The following is a 15,657-nucleotide window of genomic DNA, read 5'->3' on the forward strand; positions in this document are numbered from 1 at the left end:
CTGCTAACTGGGGTTCCACCTTTTTCCCCCCTCCCGCTTCGTCGTGCGCGTCAGCGGACGGTCGTCGCGCGGCGCCGTCGGCGTACCGCGCTGACCACCGAGCCGATCACCAGCAGGGCGCCTGCCGCGGCGAGGAGCACGATGGCGGCCAGCTCGATGTCGATGTGCGCGCCCGCGGCGTTGGCCACGAGACCCACGCCGAAGGCGACGACGAGGAAGCCCCACACGATCGTGCTGGACCGCGGGCCGGTGCTGGCGTGCGGCTCGTCCACGGGCGCGGTCACCGGGGCCGCGGGCGCCGGCTCGGCCGGCTCGGACGAGGCCCACTCCGCCGAGGCAGGCTCGGACGAGGCCCACTCCGCCGACGCCGGCTCGGGCACGGTGGCGCCGTAGCCGGGGGACGGTGTCGCGGGCGCGGAGCCCGCGGCCTGCGTGGTCGCGTGCTCGGTGGACGCCGGTTCCGCCGGGCGCTCCGGCCGGTCGAAGATCGACAGCGGGTCGTCCGGCCCCGCCACGGGGAACGCGCGGGTGTCGCCCGAGCCGGCGAAGGCCTGCGTCTCGTCGGCTGCCGGGAGCGCCCGGGTCTCCTCGGCCGCGGGCAGCGCCTGCGTCTCGTCGGCCGCGGGCAGCGCCTGCGTCTCGTCGGGGGCCGGCAGGGCCTGGGTCTCGTCCGGCTCGGGGCCGGGCGTGGTGGGCTTGTCGTCGCTCATCGGGACTCCTCGATGGTCAGGTTGCCGGCGCGCACGCCGACGTCGAGCAGCAGGCGGGCACCATCAGCCTCGCGCGCCTCCTCGGTCGTGAACCGCACGGGACCGTTGGTGTAGGTGTTGACGGAGCGGCCCTGGCCGTCCACGCGCCACTCGGCGTTGCCCGCGATGACCTCGACGTCGGCCTCCACGGCCTGGCCGTCGGGGATCAGGACGGTCGCGTTGCCGGCGGAGATCGTGACGGGGACGACGACGGGGTCGCCCAGCGGGACGTCCGTCAGGTCGAGGTCGGTGAGGTCGACCGTGGCGTCGCCGAACCGCACGTGCACGCCCTCCTCCGCCTCGGCGGTCGTCGTCGGGTGCAGGGTGCCGTCGCTGACGACCGCCGCGGCACCGGACTGCTGCGGGCCGTCGTCCCAGAACTCCCAGGAGACGCGGTCACCGGCGAACGGCCAGGTGATGACGCCGGCGATCAGCGCGAGGATCGCGAAGAACGTCAGGCCGCCGCCGCGCCGGCCGCGCAGGCCCGTCACGACCAGCCCGAGCCCGAGGACGACGATCGACGCGCCCAACCACGTGGGGCCGAGGGGCAGGTCGAGGTTCCCGGTGCGGTCGGCCACGAGGAGCAGTGCTCCCGCGAGCAGCACGAGCCCGAGGACGATCCCGACCGCGGCGGCGCCGGGGCCGCGGCGCGGGGGCCGCGGCGGACGCGGCGGACGCGGCGCGACGACCGGTGCCGCCGGGGGAGCGGCCGGCGCGGGCGCGGCGGCCCAGGTGCCGGCCGGCGCGGCGGGGGCCGCGGCCCAGGAGCCTGAGGGGCCCGAGGTGCTCGAGTGGGTCGACGGGTCGGTCGGAGGCTGCGTCGTCGAGGGCGACGGCAGGTACGGGGCCGGCGGGGCCGGGACGAAGGACCCCGTGGACGGGGGCCCGCTCGCGGCGGGGTCGTCCGTCGTGCCCGGCGCGGGCGCGGCGGGGTACGGCGGCGCCGCGGGGTACGGGGGCGCGGGCGGAGCGCCGGGGCCGCCGTTGCGCGGCCGGCGGTCGCGGATCAGCTTGACGACCAGCCAGACGATCCCGACCCAGACGGCGATCCACAGGAGGCCGCCGATCCAGTCGATCCCGAAGCCCCACCACCCGAGGCCGTTGTTCCACGCGAAGCCGACGATGAGCGCGACGACCGCCCCGAGCAGCGCGACGTCGAAGTCGCCGCGGAACGCCTGCTGCAGGTGGATGCGGCCGTCCCGCTCCGGCAGCAGCGCCCACGCGACCGCGTAGATGACGATGCCCGCGCCGGTGAGGAAGAAGCTGAGGATCAGCAGGCCGCGCACCAGCAGCGGGTCCAGCCCGAACCGGTCGGCCACGCCGCCCGCGACGCCGCCGACCCACCGGTCGTCGGACCGGATCAGGCCGATGCGGCGGATGGAGTCGAAGAAGCCGTCGCCGGTGCGGCGCGGCGGCGTGCCGCCGGCGGCGGGGGCGCCGCCGGCTCCGGGCTGCGACCCGGGCGGCTGGGGGAGGTCGTCGGTGCTCATGGCTCCATCCTGGCGACCGCGCGGCCGCCGCGGCATCGGGTGCTGCCCTGACGCGACCCTGATTCGGCGGGCCGGGCCACCCTGAAACCTCGGGATCGCGCGCCCCGGGGCGCCCCTGACGTGCCAGGATCGGGAGCATGACCACCGAGCGACCCCCGCGCCTCCCGCTGCGCCGGCCCCCTCAGGGGCGGGTGCTCGCCGGCGTCGCCGCGGGCCTCGCCGCCCACCTGGGCCTCCCGGTCCTGGTGGTGCGCCTCGCCTTCCTGCTGCTCACCCTGGTGGCGGGCGCGGGCGCGGTGGCCTACGTGTTCTGGTGGGTGACCGTGCCGTCGGGCGACCCGCGGCAGGCCGCGGACTCCACCCCCACGTCGTTGCAGCGGCTCGCGCCGCGCCTGCGGCTGCGGGGGCCGGTCTCCGCACTGCCGGTGCGCGACGTCCTCGTCGGAGCGGCCCTCATCGCGGGCGCGTTCGTCCTGGTCGCGATCCGCGCGGGCTGGGACGTCGGGGCGTCGTGGGTGCTGCCGGCGCTCGTCGCCGTCGGCGGCCTGGCGCTCGCGTGGAGCCAGCTCGACGCCGCGCAGCGCGGTCGTCTCGGGGACGGCGGCTCCGGCACCCGACGCTCGACGCTCGTGCTGCGGCTGGTGGGCGGCGTCGTCCTCGTCATGGTGGGCGTGCTGCTGCTCATCGGCCAGGACGCCCCCGTGCCGGTGCTGCTGCAGGCCGCCGTGGCGTCGCTCGCGGTCCTCGCGGGGGCGGCGCTCATGCTGGCCCCCTGGTGGCTGCGGCTGGTGCGCGAGCTGGGCGACGAGCGCGCCGCCCGCGCGCGCGAGGCCGAGCGGGCCGACATCGCCGCGCACCTGCACGACTCCGTGCTGCAGACCCTCGCACTGATCCGCTCGCGCGCGGACGACCCGGAGGCGGTGGCCCGCATGGCACGCGCCCAGGAGCGCGAGCTGCGCGAGTGGCTGTACACCGACCGCACGGCCCCGGGCACGTCGCTCGCGGCCGAGCTGCGCGCCCTCGTGGCGGAGGTCGAGGACGGCCGGGCCGTCGAGGTCGAGTCGGTCATGGTGGGCGACTGCGTGCCCACGGAGGAGACCTCGGCCCTGCTGCAGGCGTCGCGCGAGGCGCTCGTGAACGCGGTCGTGCACGGCCGCCCGCCGGTGACGGTCTACCTCGAGGTGACCGACGTCGCCGTGGAGGTGTTCGTCCGCGACCGCGGCGACGGGTTCGAGATGGACGACATCGCGCCCGACCGGTTCGGCGTCCGGGAGTCCATCCTGGGCCGGGTGCACCGGCGCGGCGGCACCGCCGACGTGACCAGCCGCCCCGGCTGGGGCACCGAGGTGCGGCTGCGGATGCCGCGCGACGGCGCCGCCGCCCCGGCGGCGGCTCCTGCGGCCGCCGACCAGCCCACCGACGAGCGCACCGACGCGCGCACCGACGAGAACGAGCCGAGCACGACCGCCGACGAAGGAGCACGCACGTGACCACTCCCAGCGACGCGACGCCGCAGCCGACGGGGCCGGTCCCCGTCGTGCTCGTCGACGACCACCACATGTTCCGCACCGGCGTGCGCGCCAGCCTGGACAGTCGGGTACTGGTGGTGGGCGAGGCGGCGGACGTCGACCAGGCGGTCGCCGTCGTGCACGAGCACCGCCCGCCCGTCGTGCTGCTCGACGTGCACCTGCCGGGGGGCAACGGCGGCGGCGGGGCGGAGGTGGTGCGGCGCTGCGCGGATCTGCTGAGCGAGACGAAGTTCCTCGCGCTGTCCGTGTCGGACGCGGCCGAGGACGTGGTGGCCGTCATCCGCGCCGGGGCGCGCGGCTACGTCACGAAGAACATCTCGGCGTCGGACCTGTCCGGCGCCGTCGTGCGCGTGGCGGGTGGCGACGCGGTCTTCTCGCCCCGGCTCGCGGGCTTCGTCCTGGACGCGTTCGGCACGGCGGCCGGCGACGTGGCCGTCGCGGACGACGAGCTGGACCGCCTGTCCAAGCGGGAGCAGGAGGTCATGCGGCTCATCGCGCGTGGCTACTCCTACCGCGAGGTGGCGAGCGAGCTGTTCATCTCCATCAAGACGGTCGAGACGCACGTGTCGGCCGTGCTGCGCAAGCTCCAGCTGTCCAGCCGCTACGAGCTCACGCGGTGGGCCGCGGCCCGCCGGCTGCTGTGACGAGGCCGGCTCGGACAGCGGCGCCGTAGCGCTCGACGACGACGTCCACCAGGCCCGCGGGCGCCTCCTCGTCGGCGACCAGGAGCGGCGCGGCGGTGACGTCCCCGCCCGCCCGGGCGGCGAGGTCCGCGAAGAAGCCCGGCGCGAGCAGGTACGACGCGACGACGACGCGACGGCCCGGCTGCTCGGCCCGGGCCGTGTCCACGACCTCGTGCACGCGCGGGGTGGCGTTCGCGATGTACCCGACGGCGACGGGACGTCCCAGGCGTCCGGCCAGGCGGGCGGCGGTGGTCTCGCAGTCGGCGACGGCTCGGGCGTCGCTCGACCCGGCGGCGGCCAGGACGACGGTGTCGTCGTCGCGCACGCCCGCCTCGGCGAGGCGCTGCTCGAGCACGTCGACCAGGCGGTCGTCGGGCCCGAGCGCCCCGCCGAGCGCCACGACGTCGCCGTGCGCGACGGCGGCGTCGACGTCCTCGCGCAGGTCGACGTGCACGTGGTAGCCCGCCGACAGCAGCAGCGGCACCACGACCGTCGGCGCGTCGAGGTCCCGCAGCCCCGCCAGGCAGGTCGGGACGTCCGGCTGCTGCACGTCGACGAAGCCCGCGTGCACGGGGACGTCGGGCAGGCGGGCGGCCACCGCCTCGACCAGGGTCGCGACGGCGCCCGCGCCGGTGGCGGACGCCGTCCCGTGCGAGACGGCGAGGAGCGCGGGAGCGGTCATGCCGGCAACCCTAGGACGGGCCTCGTCCCGCGCCGTTTCGTCCGTGTGAACCGTCGTCACGACGACCTCACGGCCCCGGTCACGATGCTGTGAACGGAGCTGTGCGCGGACGTGGGCCCGGTCCACGCCGGGCTGCGCCGCACGACGTCGCCCACGACGGTCACGGCCGGGGCCCGCACGCCCACGGCGCGCGCCCGGTCGGCGATGTCGGCGAGCGTGCCGACGGTGGTGCGCTGGCGGGCGCCGAACCCGTCCTCCACGACGGCGACGGGCGTGTCGGCCGGGCGGCCCGCCGCGACGAGCGCGCGGGCGGTGTCCGCGAGCCGGGTGACGCCCATGAGCAGCACGAGCGTGTGGTCGGTGCCGCCGGGCACCTGACCGACGTCGTCGTGCGCGGTGAGCACGCTGAAGCCGCGGGCGAGCCCGCGGTGGGTGACCGGGATGCCGGCCGCCGCCGGCACGGAGACGGCGGACGTCACGCCGGGCACGACCTCCACCTCGATCCCGGCGGCGCGGCAGGCGTCGAGCTCCTCGCCGCCGCGGCCGAAGACGTACGGGTCGCCGCCCTTGAGGCGCACCACGTCGCGCCCGGCGAGCGCGTGCCGCACCAGCAGCGCGGTGATCTCCTCCTGCGGCACCGGATGGTGCCCGGACGTCTTGCCGACGTCGACCACCTCGACGTCGTCGGCCAGCCCGGTCAGCAGGGACCGGGGGGCCAGGCGGTCGACGACGACGACGTGCGCCGCGGCGAGCAGCCGCCGCCCGCGCACGGTGACGAGGCCCGCGTCCCCGGGCCCGCCGCCGACGAGGGCGACACGCCCGATGCGCGAACCGCCGCCGGGCCCGCCGGCGGGGTCGGCGGAGCGCACGGCGCGCAGCGGCAGGCTGCCGTCGTCGAGCCCGGCCACGACGGCGTCGCGCACCCGCACGGCGCGGCGCGGGTCGCGACCGGCGGTGACCGCGACGGCGAGGTCGCCGGCGGGCCGCCCGGCGGCGTCCGTCACGGGGGTACGGGCCACGGCGGGCACCCAGGCCGAGCCGAGCCCGGCGTCCCCCGCGGTGACGCAGAACGTCCGCAGCAGCTCGGCGTCGCCGGCGACGCGGGCGTCGACGTCGGGGTCGCCGGTCGCGGTGTGCACCAGCCACGCGCCGTCGAGGTCGCCGTCGCAGTAACCGCGGGTGATCCGCTCGATCGCGCCCGCGGAGACGAGCGAGGCGAGCTCGGGGACGACGTCGGGCGCGATCACGCGCACGCGCGCCCCGGCGGCGAGCAGGCCGCGCACGCGCCGCAGCGCCACGGGGCCGCCACCCACGACGATGACGAGACGGCCGCCGACCCGCAGGCCCAGCGGGTACGTGTCGTGCGGCGCGGCGGGCCGGGCGGCGCGCGGCGCGTTCGAGGACGTCCTGCGGCGGCTCATACGTGCAGCCCGCACTCGTCCTTGTCCCGGCCGGCCCAGCGGCCGGCGCGGGCGTCCTGCCCGGCCTCGACCCGCTGGGTGCAGGGCTCGCAGCCCACGGACGGGTACCCGTCGCCGAGCAGGGGGTTCACCACCACGCCGTGCGTGCGGGCGTACTCCTGGACCTCCTCGTCGGTCCAGGCCGCGAGGGGGTTGATCTTCACGACGCCGTTGCGCTCGTCGAACGCGACCAGGGGCGCGTTCGCGCGGGCCGCGGTCTCGCCGCGGCGGACGCCGGTCGCCCAGGCCTCGTAGCCCTGCAGGGCCTGCCGCATGGGAGCCACCTTACGCATGGCGCAGCAGGCCTCGGGGTCCCGGTCGTGCAGGCGGGGGCCGTGCTTCGCGTCCTGCTCGGCGACGGTCAGCTCGGGGCGGACGTCGACCACGTCCACGTCCATCTCGATCTCGACCGCGCCGCGCGTGCCGAGCGTCTCCGCGAAGTGGTAGCCGGTGTCGCCGAAGAGCACGTCGACGAACGGGAGCTGCCGGGAGACCAGGTGCGCGAGGACGAGGTCCTGCATCGACGACGCGACCGCGAGGTACGGGCCGAACTCGCGCACGGCCCAGGCGACGACCTCCTCGGCGGTGGCCTCGGGACGGTCGCCGTCGGCGTGCAGCTGGGCCTGGCCCCGCTCGACGACGTGGCGCAGCTCCTCGGTGGAGCGGCGGTGCCGGGCCGCACGCGCGTGCCGCCGGGCGTCGCGCGACTCCTCGCGCGCCGCCGCCCGGGCCCGCACCTCGGCGAGCCGGCCCCCGCCCGCCGGGGAGGTGAGCAGCGTGACCGGGGAGGAGACCTCGACGGCGGTCATCGCAGGGCCTCTTCGTCGGCCCGGTGCGCCCACTGGGCGAACGTCTCGCCGCCGTCGTGCTCGGCGTCGTACCGCCGCACGACGCGCTCCACGTAGTCGCCGACCTCCGACGCCGGCACCTTGAGGCCGCGCACCGTGCGGCCCAGGCCGCCCTCGTCGCGGCCCTCGCCGACCAGACCGCCGCCCAGGTGCACCTGGAAGCCGGGCATCTGCTCGCCGTCGACCGTGATGATCTGGCCCTTGAGCCCGATGTCGGCGGTCTGGATGCGGGCGCAGGAGTTGGGGCAGCCGTTGACGTTGAGCTCGATGGGCCGGTCGAGCCGGTCGGTGACGTCGCCGAGCCGGTCCTCGAGCTCGCCGATCACGCGCGCCGCGGTGTCCTTGGTGTCGACGATGGCGAGCTTGCAGAACTCGATGCCCGTGCAGGCGATGGTCGAGCGGCGGAACAGGCTCGGACGAGCGGTGAGGCCCAGGGGCTCGAGCCCGTCCAGCAGCTCGTCGACGCGGTCGGCGGGCACGCCGAGGACCACGACCTTCTGGTGCGCGGTGAGCCGGGCGGAGTCCGCGCCGACCTGCTCGATGAGGTCGGCCAGCCCGGTGAGCGTGTTGCCGCCGACCCGCCCGACGACGGGCGCGGCGCCCACGTAGAAGCGGCCGTCCTTCTGCTCGTGCACCCCGACGTGGTCGCCGGGACGCGTGGCCGGCGCCGGCGCGGGGCCGTCCGGCAGCGGGTGGCCGAGGTACTCGTTCTCCAGCACCTCGCGGAACTTCGCGGTGCCCCAGTCCGCCAGCAGGAACTTCAGGCGGGCCTTGTTGCGCAGCCGCCGGTAGCCGTAGTCGCGGAAGATGCGGATGACGCCGTGCCAGACGTCGGGCGCCTGCTCCTCGGTGACGAAGACGCCGAGCCGCTCGCCGAGCCGCGGCGTCGTCGACAGCGCCCCGCCCACCCACAGGTCGTAGCCGGGGCCGAGCTCCGGGTGGACCACGCCGACCAGCGAGATGTCGTTGATCTCGTGCACCACGTCGAGGCTCGGGTGCCCGGTGATCGCCGTCTTGAACTTGCGGGGCAGGTTCGCGAGCTCCGGGTCGCCGATGTACCGGCGCTTGATCTCGAGGATGACCGGGGTCGGGTCGATGATCTCGTCGGCCGCGATGCCCGCGACCGGGCTGCCGAGGAAGCCGCGAGGGGAGTCGCCGCAGGCCGTGGTCGTCTCGAGGCCCACCGTGTCGAGACGGCGCCAGATCTCCGGCATGCTCTCGATCTCGATCCAGTGGTACTGGATGTTCTGCCGGTCGGTGATGTCGGCCGAGCCCCGCCCGAAGTCCGCCGAGATGCCGCCGAGCACCCGCAGCGCCGCCGGCGAGAGCGCCTGGCCGTCCGACCGGACCCGCAGCATGAAGTAGCGGTCCTCCAGCTCGTGCGGCTCGAGCGTCGCCGTGCGGCCCCCGTCGATCCCGGGCTTGCGCTGCGTGTACAGGCCCCACCAGCGGAACCGGCCGTGCAGGTCGTCGTCGGTGATCGAGTCGAAGCCCTCGCGCGCGTAGGTCGACTCGATGCGCTCGCGGACGCCGAGCGGAGCCGCCTCCTGCTTGAAGACCTCGTTGTGGTTCAGGGGTTCGGTGCCGTCGACCTTCCACTGCCCGTTCGGGCGCGCCGTGCGCGGGGGGCGGACGCGCGCGGGGGTGTTGTCGCCGGTCGGGGCGGGTGCGGTGGTCTGCGTCGTCATCTGGGGGAGTTCCTCGGGTCCTCGGGGGCGGGACGCGCGACGACGAGAGACTCAGCGGGGGTGGGCCGAGGACCGACGGCGCGCGCCGGTGCTCAGGAGCCGCGCGGGGGCGGCGGGGCTGAGGTAGGGCGCGATCAGCGACAGCAGCACAGACAGCTGCGCATGCTGCGACGCACGCACGCCGGCATCTCGTGACGAGTCGTCACGAGGAGGCGGTGCGCGGCCGTGGTCATGGGGATGACCGTAGCCGCACCGGACGGTCTCGCGCGAGACAGGGTCCACATGGTGGGACCACATGTTGGGACGATGGGGGGAAGGCTTGCGTCGGGTCGCCCGAGTGTGATGTGTGACCGGTTGCGGACACCGGTGTCAGATCCCGCTCCGCGCGCGGCTAGGCTGCCCGCATGGAGTTCCTCTACCACGTCTTCGTCGCGCTCCACTTCGTGGGCTGGGCGATCGTCCTCGGTGGCTACATCGCGTCGATCAAGAGCCCGGGCCTCTACCGCGGGGTCTTCCACGGCGCCGCGACCGCGCTCGTCGCCGGCGTCCTCATGGTCGGCGTCGCCGAGATGGCCGACCTCTGGGCGGACGGCGGCCCCAGCATGGCCAAGATCGGCGTCAAGCTCGTGATCGCGCTGATCATCGCGGTGCTCGCCTTCGTCGCCAAGCGCCAGGGCTCGAAGGGGGACAACGGCACGGGTGCCGTGGCCCCCGGGCTCAAGCACTCGATCGGCGCCCTGACGCTGGTCAACATCCTGGTCGCCGTCTTCTGGTGACCGTCCCCGTGTGCCCGGGCCGGTCGCGATGAGCGTCCTGGGGGAGGTGCTGGTCGGGCTGGCGATCGCCGTCGGCCTGGTCGGCATCGTCGTGCAGGTGCTCCCCGGCAACGTGCTCGTGCTGGGGAGCATCCTCGTGTGGGCGTGGGTCACCGGCGGCACGACGGCGTGGGTGTGCTTCGCCGTCGCCGCCCTGGCGGTCGTGGCGGCCGAGACGGGCCAGTGGCTGCTCGCGGGGCGGCACATGCGCCGGGCCGACGTGCCCTGGGGCACGCTCGCGGTCGCCGGCCTCGCGGGGGTCGTCGGGTTCTTCGTGGTGCCCGTGGTCGGGCTCTTCCTCTTCTTCGCCGGCGCCGTCTTCCTCGTGGAGCTGGCCCGACGTCGCGACGCGGCCGTCGCGTGGACGGCCACGCGGGCCGCCCTGAAGGCCACGCTCATCACCATCGGCGTGCAGCTGGCCGGCGGCGTCGTCGCCACGCTCGCCTGGGTGGTCGGGCTGCTCCTCACCTGAGCCCCGGCCCGGCGACCAGGGCGGCGCCCGGCTCAGCGGCCCGTCGCCGTCGGGACGCGGAAGTCCCCGAGCCCGATCCGCGGGGCCGGCGGCGCCTGCTCGAGGGGCGCCGGGTCTCGTGCCCCGTCGCCGACCACCTCGTCGGCGACCGTGAGCGCGGCGGCCGCGAGCAGCGCCCCGCACACCAGGGCCGCCAGCGTGCGCAGGCGGCTGTGGCGCGCCCCGGGGGTCGCGTGGTCGGGCGCGTGGTCGGGCGCGTCGGGAGCGCCCCCGACGCCGAGCGGGGAGATCTCGATCGTCCAGGACATGGCACCCCCTCCCGCACCCTGGTCCGACGATGCGGCCGGGCCGGCGCGGCGCGCATCAGGGACTTCCCTCGTCGTGCGGGAGCTCCCCCCGCCCCGCGAGCGCCCCGAGCTCGGCGCGCGACCGGATGCCGAGCTTCGCGTAGGCGCGGGACAGGTGCGCCTCGACCGTCTTGGCGCTCATGGACAGGGCCACCGCCACCTCCCGGTTCGTCCGTCCGGCGGCGGCCAGGGCGCACACCCGCGCCTCCATCGCGGTGAGCGACGCGCCGGGCGACGGCCCGGACACCCGGTCCGCCTCCGCCCGCGCGACGTCGCCCCAGAGCGTGCAGCCCACGGCCTCCAGCTCCCGGACCGCGCGCCGCGCGGCGTCGCCGGCGGCGGCGCGGCGACGGGCACGCCGCTCCAGCCGGGCGAGGTCGAGCAGGGTGCGCCCGCGCTCGTACCCGGGCGGGAAGGCGGCGAGCGCGTCGTCGAGGAGGCCACGCGCCCGCCCGGTCTCGCCCGTCCCGGCGGCGACGCCCGCCCACCCGCGGGCGAGGACGCCGCGGAGCCACGCGCCCCCGGGTCGGGCCGCCGCCTCGCCGTAGCCGTCCAGCACCTCGGCCGCCGCGGCCGTCCCGCCGGTCGCGGCGAGCGCCGCCACGAGGTCGGTGACGACGCCCGCGAACCCGGGGTGGCGGTACCCGCAGGAGAACACGTGGCGCTCGAGCGGCAGCAGCAGCTCGACGACGGCGGGAGCGTCGCCGGCCGCGAGGAGGACCGCGCCGAGCGCGGCGGCGGGCAGCACGGCGACGTGCGGGGCGCCGAGCTCCGTGAACCGCGCGGCGGCGGCCCGCGCGGTCGGCAGCGCGGCCGCCGCGTCCCCGGTCCAGGCGCCGAGGTGTGCCCTGGCGGTGGCGGCCATGAGCGCGAGGAGCGGACCCTCCGTCACGCGGGCGCGCCCCTCGAGCCGCGCGGCGGCGCCCTCCGCGACGCCGAGCTCGCCGACGAGGGTCGCGGCCCGCGCGAGGTAGAACTGCACGTACCAGAGGTCGGTCTCCTGGCCGCGGTCGACGCACCGGCGTTCGGCGTCGAGCAGGAGCCCCAGCGCGTCCGCGGGCCTGCCCGTGAAGAAGAGCGCGGAGGCGACGTTCACCGTCGGCCACCGGATCGCCGGCACGGCGCGGCCGGGGTCCTCGGCCGCCAGGGCCCGTCGTGCCAGGGCCTCGTCGTAGCCCCGGCCGGTGAGCTGGTCGAGGACCGCCCGGCCGGCGAGGAGCTCGGCGCCCGCCCCGTCGTCCGTCCCCGAGGGCGTCCGCCCCGCCGCCGCGTCGACCAGGCAGGTCCGGCCGAGCTCCACCTGGCCGCTGTTGAGGAGCCCGGTCGCGAGGTCGCCGAGGAGCGAGACGTGCAGGTCGGGGTCCGCCCCGGCCAGGGCGACCGCCTCGGAGAGCGCGGCGACCGAGCCCGCGAGGTCGCCCAGGCGGAACCGCGCCCGACCGGCCGTGCCGAGCGCGCGCGCCCGCTCGAGCGGGCTGGTGAGGTCGGGCAGCGCCTCGGCCGCGAGGCCGAGCGCCCGCCCGTAGGCGTCGGTGCGGAGCTGGTCCTCCGCCGCCCGCAACAGGCGGGCCGGCTCGCGGACGCCGAGCCCGAGCGCGAGGTCCTCCAGCTCCGCCGCGACGGAGGTCGCGCCCCGCCGCCGGGCGGCCTCGGCCGCCGCGTCGAGGGCCCCCAGGGTCTCCGGGTCCGCGCCGGTCGCCGCGTGCGCGAGGTGGCGGGCACGGGCCTCGCCGTCGCCGACGACGTCGGCGAGCGCGCGGTGGCGCGCGCGGCGGCCGCCCGGGGACGTGGCGTCGAGGACGCCCGCGGCGAACAACGGGTGCGTGAACCGGACGCGGCCCTGGTCGAGGCGCACGACCCCGGCGTCCTCCGCCGGAGCGAGGGCGTCGCCCACCGCGGCGTCGCCGTCGTGCAGCACGGCGAGGTGCGCGAGCCGCGGGTCCGCGAGGCAGGCCGCCGAGAGCAGCACCGTGCGCGTGCCGGCCGGCAGCCGCGACACCCGCGCGTCGACCAGGGCGCGCAGCGTGGCGGGGAGGCCGTCGGGTCGTCCCTGGGCGCGCCAGTGCTCCGCGAGCTGGATCGCGAAGAGCGGGTTGCCGCCGGCCGCCGCGACGAGGCGCGTCGTGGCCACGGCGTCGAGCACCACCCCCCGGTCCTGGACGACGGCGAGCAGCTCGTCGGGGGCGAGCGCGGGCAGGGCCAGGCGCACGAGCCGACGAGGGTCGGCGGGCTCGAGCGCGGGGACGGGTGCGTCGTGCGCCGCGGGGCCCGGGCCGTCGGACGACCGCGCGCAGGAGAGGACCGCCAGGAAGCCCGTGGCACGGCGGCAGGCGAAGGAGATCGCCTGCCGGCTCGACGGGTCGAGCCACTGCAGGTCGTCCACGGCGACGAGGACCGGGCCGCGCGCCGCCGCGTCGCCGACGAGGGCCCGCACGGCGGCCGCGACGAGCTGCGGCCCGCCGGCCGGGCCCGAGGTCTCGAGGCCGAGGGCGGCGTCCAGCGCGCGCCGCTGGGGGAGGGGGAGGCGTCTCGCGGCGGCGGTGAGCGGCGCCAGCAGCTCGGCCAGGCCGGCGTACTCGAGGCGGACCTCCGCGGGCGCCGGGCGGCCCGCGAGCACGGTGGCGCCCTCGTCGCGCGCCCGGTCCACGGCCGCGAGCCACACGGTCGTCTTGCCGATGCCGGGGGGACCGGTGAGCGCCAGCCCCGCCGGCGCCTCCCGTGCGGCCCCGAGCAGGCCGTCGACGGCTGCCAGGGCGTCGGCTCTCCCCACCACCCGGGGGCCTGCCACGAGCCGACTATCCCACCGCGCGGGGGCACGCACCCGGCACGGGCGGGCTCTTCACCCGCGCCCGCGAGGCCCGCCGGGCGGTGTCAGGCGGCCGCCCCGCGGGGGGCGTACATGATCACCGCGACGCCGGCGAGGCAGATCAGGGCGCCGGCGACGTCCCAGCGGTCGGGCCGGAACCCGTCGACGACCATGCCCCAGACGAGCGAGCCGGCCACGAAGACCCCGCCGTACGCGGCGAGGATGCGGCCGAAGTTCGCGTCCGGCTGCAGGCTCGCGAAGAACCCGTACGCGCCGAGGGCGACGACGCCCGCGCCGATCCAGATCCAGCCGCGGTGCTCGCGCACCCCCTGCCACACCAGCCAGGCGCCGCCGATCTCGAAGACGGCGGCGGCGAGGAAGAGCAGGATCGAGCGGAGCACGGTCATGCGCAGGAGTGTGGCGTGCCCGGCGGGCCCGCCGCGAGCCGGCGCGGGTCAGCCTGCGGGGTTCTCGGTGACGTACAGGGTGTTGCCGTCGGGGTCCCGGAACGAGAACATCGGCGGCGCCGACTCCCACAGCAGGAGCTCGCCGACGTCGGCCCCCGCGTCCTCCAGCGCGGCGTGCGCGGCGCGCGCGTCGGGCGTGACGAGCCGGATCCCGGTGTCGACGCCGGCGGGCAGCCCGTCGCCCGCGCGGACCAGCGCGAGCGACGTCGCGGCGTCCGGTGCGGCGACGTCGACCCACCGGAAGCCGGGCTGCAGCTCGGCGTCGAAGCGGACCTCGAACCCGAGGCGTCCGGTGTAGAAGGCGAGCGCGGCGTCCTGGTCGCGGACGGGGACCGCGACGGTCTGGACCCCGGTGAATCGTGCTGCGGCCACGGTGGTTCCTCCTCGGGCGACGACCCGGCGCCGGTCGCGGCGGGTGCGGTACGGGTGGGACGGTCGCCGGGGGCGGATCTCATCGGCACGCGGCTTAGGGTGTCGGGCGGCAGGCACGGCACGAGGGGGATCCCATGACGACGCAGGACGCGGCAGCGCGGCACGACGACCGGTGGACGGTGCGCGTCGCGACGCTCGACGAGCTGGACGCGCGCACCGCGTACGAGGCGTGGCGGCTGCGCCAGGACGTGTTCGTCGTCGAGCAGGAGTGCGCGTACCCCGACCTCGACGGCCGGGACGCCGAGCCGACGGCGCGGCACGTCGTGCTGCTCGACGGCGCACGGGACGGACGCGTCGTCGCGACGGCCCGCGTGCTCGACGACGGCGACGTGCAGCGCGTCGGCCGCGTGGTGTGCCACCCGGACGTGCGCGGCTCGGGGGCGTCGGGCGTGCTCATGCGCGCCGCGGTGGAGGTGGCCACCGCCGCCGCCCCGCAAGCCGACGTCGTCCTCGGCGCGCAGTCGCCGCTGACCGGTTTCTACGGGCGGTTCGGCTTCGTCCCCGACGGGCCCGAGTACCTCGAGGACGACATCCCGCACACGCCGATGCGGCTGCGCCGCAGGCCGGACGGTGGGTCTGGAGTCGTGAGCTAGTCGGCCGGCGTTCCCAGGCGGACGGCTGCGACGACGCGCCGCGCCCGTTCGGGGGCGTCGGGCACGTCGTCGAGCCCGGCGTAGACGGCCAGGAACGCCTCGAAGAGGGCGGCCCCGGCGAGGGTGCGGGACAGGGCCTCGGTGTCGGTGCCGGGGTCGAGACGCCCGGCGGCTGCCTCGGCGTCGAGGTAGGCCTGCACCTGCAGGGCGGGCCCCTGCGGCCCCGCGCCGCGGCGGCCGAGGCCCTCCCGGTGCGCCGCGAGCAGCTCCGGCGCGCCGAGGATCGACGCCGCCATGGGGAACGAGCGTGCGTAGAACGCGAGCAGCTGGCCGACGAGGGTCGTGACGTTCTCGACGACGGTCGCGCGACCCACGAGATCGGCGGGCGCGTCGAGCCGGGGGGCTCGTTCGGACAGCACGCCGAGGAACAGCTCCTGCTTGTCCGTGAAGTGCTTGTAGAGCAGCGCCTCGGAGCAGCCTGCCGCGCGGGCGATCTCCTTGGTCGTGGCCCGGGCGATCCCGCGTTCGCGCAGCACCGTGGCCGCGGCGTCGAGGATCCGGTCGCGCGTGCCCATGAGTTCTCCCTGTCCCGTTGA

Annotated in this window: 17 protein-coding genes; 5 read left to right on the forward strand and 12 right to left on the reverse strand. The window is 76.9% G+C overall.

Going from position 1 to position 15,657, the window contains the following annotated elements:
• Positions 1–50: 50 nt before the first annotated feature.
• Entirely contained in the window at positions 51–710 is a 660-nt protein-coding gene (locus ACFVS0_RS17190) for a hypothetical protein (RefSeq protein WP_430588624.1), read from the reverse strand.
• The gene (locus tag ACFVS0_RS17195) at positions 707–2,239 is read right to left on the reverse strand and encodes a PspC domain-containing protein (RefSeq protein ID WP_430588625.1); all 1,533 of its coding nucleotides are present in this window, start codon (positions 2,237–2,239) and stop codon (positions 707–709) included. Before ACFVS0_RS17195 ends, ACFVS0_RS17190 begins: the two co-directional genes overlap by 4 nt.
• A 137-nt stretch (positions 2,240–2,376) precedes the next feature.
• Here ACFVS0_RS17195 and ACFVS0_RS17200 point away from each other — a divergent pair, with 137 nt between their 5' ends.
• Both ACFVS0_RS17200 and ACFVS0_RS17205 read left to right on the forward strand, forming a co-directional pair.
• The gene (locus tag ACFVS0_RS17200) at positions 2,377–3,729 is read left to right on the forward strand and encodes a PspC domain-containing protein (protein ID WP_430564629.1); all 1,353 of its coding nucleotides are present in this window, start codon (positions 2,377–2,379) and stop codon (positions 3,727–3,729) included.
• A 68-nt stretch (positions 3,730–3,797) separates the two neighbouring features.
• On the forward strand, positions 3,798–4,412 hold the full coding sequence (locus tag ACFVS0_RS17205) for a LuxR C-terminal-related transcriptional regulator (RefSeq protein ID WP_430564646.1): 615 nt from the start codon (positions 3,798–3,800) through the stop codon (positions 4,410–4,412).
• Here the strand turns inward: ACFVS0_RS17205 and ACFVS0_RS17210 are convergent.
• The 5 genes from ACFVS0_RS17210 to ACFVS0_RS17230 are packed head-to-tail and all read right to left on the reverse strand — an operon-like array spanning position 4,378 to position 9,309.
• On the reverse strand, positions 4,378–5,133 hold the full coding sequence (locus ACFVS0_RS17210; protein WP_430564630.1) for a sirohydrochlorin chelatase: 756 nt from the start codon (positions 5,131–5,133) through the stop codon (positions 4,378–4,380). The two genes, ACFVS0_RS17205 and ACFVS0_RS17210, sit on opposite strands and share 35 nt — an antisense overlap.
• A gap of 56 nt (positions 5,134–5,189) precedes the next feature.
• Positions 5,190–6,554 (reverse strand): uroporphyrinogen-III C-methyltransferase, encoded by a 1,365-nt coding sequence (gene cobA, locus ACFVS0_RS17215; protein WP_430564631.1) that lies wholly within the window; start codon positions 6,552–6,554, stop codon positions 5,190–5,192.
• Positions 6,551–7,402: a phosphoadenylyl-sulfate reductase gene (locus ACFVS0_RS17220; RefSeq protein ID WP_430550409.1), complete on the reverse strand. Its 852-nt coding sequence runs from the start codon at positions 7,400–7,402 to the stop codon at positions 6,551–6,553. The genes cobA and ACFVS0_RS17220 overlap by 4 nt, the downstream gene beginning before the upstream one ends.
• Entirely contained in the window at positions 7,399–9,129 is a 1,731-nt protein-coding gene (locus ACFVS0_RS17225) for a nitrite/sulfite reductase (RefSeq protein WP_430586709.1), read from the reverse strand. Before ACFVS0_RS17225 ends, ACFVS0_RS17220 begins: the two co-directional genes overlap by 4 nt.
• Before the next feature lie 51 nt (positions 9,130–9,180).
• Complete coding sequence (locus ACFVS0_RS17230; protein WP_430582404.1) at positions 9,181–9,309, reverse strand: hypothetical protein; 129 nt, start codon at positions 9,307–9,309, stop codon at positions 9,181–9,183.
• A 224-nt stretch (positions 9,310–9,533) separates the two neighbouring features.
• Here ACFVS0_RS17230 and ACFVS0_RS17235 point away from each other — a divergent pair, with 224 nt between their 5' ends.
• Positions 9,534–9,905, forward strand: coding sequence for a hypothetical protein (locus ACFVS0_RS17235; RefSeq protein ID WP_430564632.1), 372 nt, complete (start codon positions 9,534–9,536; stop codon positions 9,903–9,905).
• 10 nt (positions 9,906–9,915) lie between these two features.
• A complete protein-coding gene (locus ACFVS0_RS17240) occupies positions 9,916–10,416 on the forward strand; it encodes a DUF456 domain-containing protein (RefSeq protein ID WP_430588626.1) in 501 nt (166 codons plus the stop codon).
• A gap of 32 nt (positions 10,417–10,448) precedes the next feature.
• Here ACFVS0_RS17240 and ACFVS0_RS17245 read toward each other — a convergent pair whose 3' ends face one another.
• The 4 genes from ACFVS0_RS17245 to ACFVS0_RS17260 all read right to left on the reverse strand — a co-directional run bounded on the left by ACFVS0_RS17245 (position 10,449) and on the right by ACFVS0_RS17260 (position 14,408).
• Positions 10,449–10,724 (reverse strand): hypothetical protein, encoded by a 276-nt coding sequence (locus ACFVS0_RS17245; protein ID WP_430588627.1) that lies wholly within the window; start codon positions 10,722–10,724, stop codon positions 10,449–10,451.
• Positions 10,725–10,779: 55 nt separating this feature from the next.
• A complete protein-coding gene (locus ACFVS0_RS17250; protein ID WP_430588628.1) occupies positions 10,780–13,551 on the reverse strand; it encodes an AAA family ATPase in 2,772 nt (923 codons plus the stop codon).
• 83 nt (positions 13,552–13,634) lie between these two features.
• On the reverse strand, positions 13,635–13,976 hold the full coding sequence (locus ACFVS0_RS17255; RefSeq protein ID WP_430550403.1) for a YnfA family protein: 342 nt from the start codon (positions 13,974–13,976) through the stop codon (positions 13,635–13,637).
• Positions 13,977–14,024: 48 nt separating this feature from the next.
• Positions 14,025–14,408 (reverse strand): VOC family protein, encoded by a 384-nt coding sequence (locus tag ACFVS0_RS17260; protein ID WP_430586705.1) that lies wholly within the window; start codon positions 14,406–14,408, stop codon positions 14,025–14,027.
• Positions 14,409–14,542: 134 nt separating this feature from the next.
• On the opposite strand from ACFVS0_RS17260, the gene ACFVS0_RS17265 reads away from it, so the two are divergent.
• A complete protein-coding gene (locus ACFVS0_RS17265; RefSeq protein WP_430564635.1) occupies positions 14,543–15,061 on the forward strand; it encodes a GNAT family N-acetyltransferase in 519 nt (172 codons plus the stop codon).
• Here ACFVS0_RS17265 and ACFVS0_RS17270 read toward each other — a convergent pair.
• Positions 15,058–15,636: a TetR/AcrR family transcriptional regulator gene (locus ACFVS0_RS17270; RefSeq protein WP_430550400.1), complete on the reverse strand. Its 579-nt coding sequence runs from the start codon at positions 15,634–15,636 to the stop codon at positions 15,058–15,060. The genes ACFVS0_RS17265 and ACFVS0_RS17270 overlap by 4 nt on opposite strands.
• Between the last annotated feature and the right edge of the window lie 21 nt (positions 15,637–15,657).

The organism is Isoptericola sp. NPDC058082, assembly GCF_042885055.1.
Taxonomy (GTDB): domain Bacteria; phylum Actinomycetota; class Actinomycetes; order Actinomycetales; family Cellulomonadaceae; genus Isoptericola.

Bases quoted from the DNA above. Each gene is read 5' to 3' on its own strand.
- ACFVS0_RS17195 (WP_430588625.1), bottom strand. From the start codon at position 2,239: ATGAGCACCGACGACCTCCCCCAGCCGCCCGGGTCGCAGCCCGGAGCC.
- ACFVS0_RS17200 (WP_430564629.1), top strand. From the start codon at position 2,377: ATGACCACCGAGCGACCCCCGCGCCTCCCGCTGCGCCGGCCCCCTCAG.
- ACFVS0_RS17205 (WP_430564646.1), top strand. From the start codon at position 3,798: ATGTTCCGCACCGGCGTGCGCGCCAGCCTGGACAGTCGGGTACTGGTG.
- ACFVS0_RS17245 (WP_430588627.1), bottom strand. From the start codon at position 10,724: ATGTCCTGGACGATCGAGATCTCCCCGCTCGGCGTCGGGGGCGCTCCC.
- ACFVS0_RS17220 (WP_430550409.1), bottom strand. From the start codon at position 7,402: ATGACCGCCGTCGAGGTCTCCTCCCCGGTCACGCTGCTCACCTCCCCG.
- ACFVS0_RS17190 (WP_430588624.1), bottom strand. From the start codon at position 710: ATGAGCGACGACAAGCCCACCACGCCCGGCCCCGAGCCGGACGAGACC.
- ACFVS0_RS17270 (WP_430550400.1), bottom strand. From the start codon at position 15,636: ATGGGCACGCGCGACCGGATCCTCGACGCCGCGGCCACGGTGCTGCGC.
- cobA (WP_430564631.1), bottom strand. From the start codon at position 6,554: ATGAGCCGCCGCAGGACGTCCTCGAACGCGCCGCGCGCCGCCCGGCCC.
- ACFVS0_RS17235 (WP_430564632.1), top strand. From the start codon at position 9,534: ATGGAGTTCCTCTACCACGTCTTCGTCGCGCTCCACTTCGTGGGCTGG.
- ACFVS0_RS17255 (WP_430550403.1), bottom strand. From the start codon at position 13,976: ATGACCGTGCTCCGCTCGATCCTGCTCTTCCTCGCCGCCGCCGTCTTC.
- ACFVS0_RS17225 (WP_430586709.1), bottom strand. From the start codon at position 9,129: ATGACGACGCAGACCACCGCACCCGCCCCGACCGGCGACAACACCCCC.
- ACFVS0_RS17210 (WP_430564630.1), bottom strand. From the start codon at position 5,133: ATGACCGCTCCCGCGCTCCTCGCCGTCTCGCACGGGACGGCGTCCGCC.
- ACFVS0_RS17265 (WP_430564635.1), top strand. From the start codon at position 14,543: ATGACGACGCAGGACGCGGCAGCGCGGCACGACGACCGGTGGACGGTG.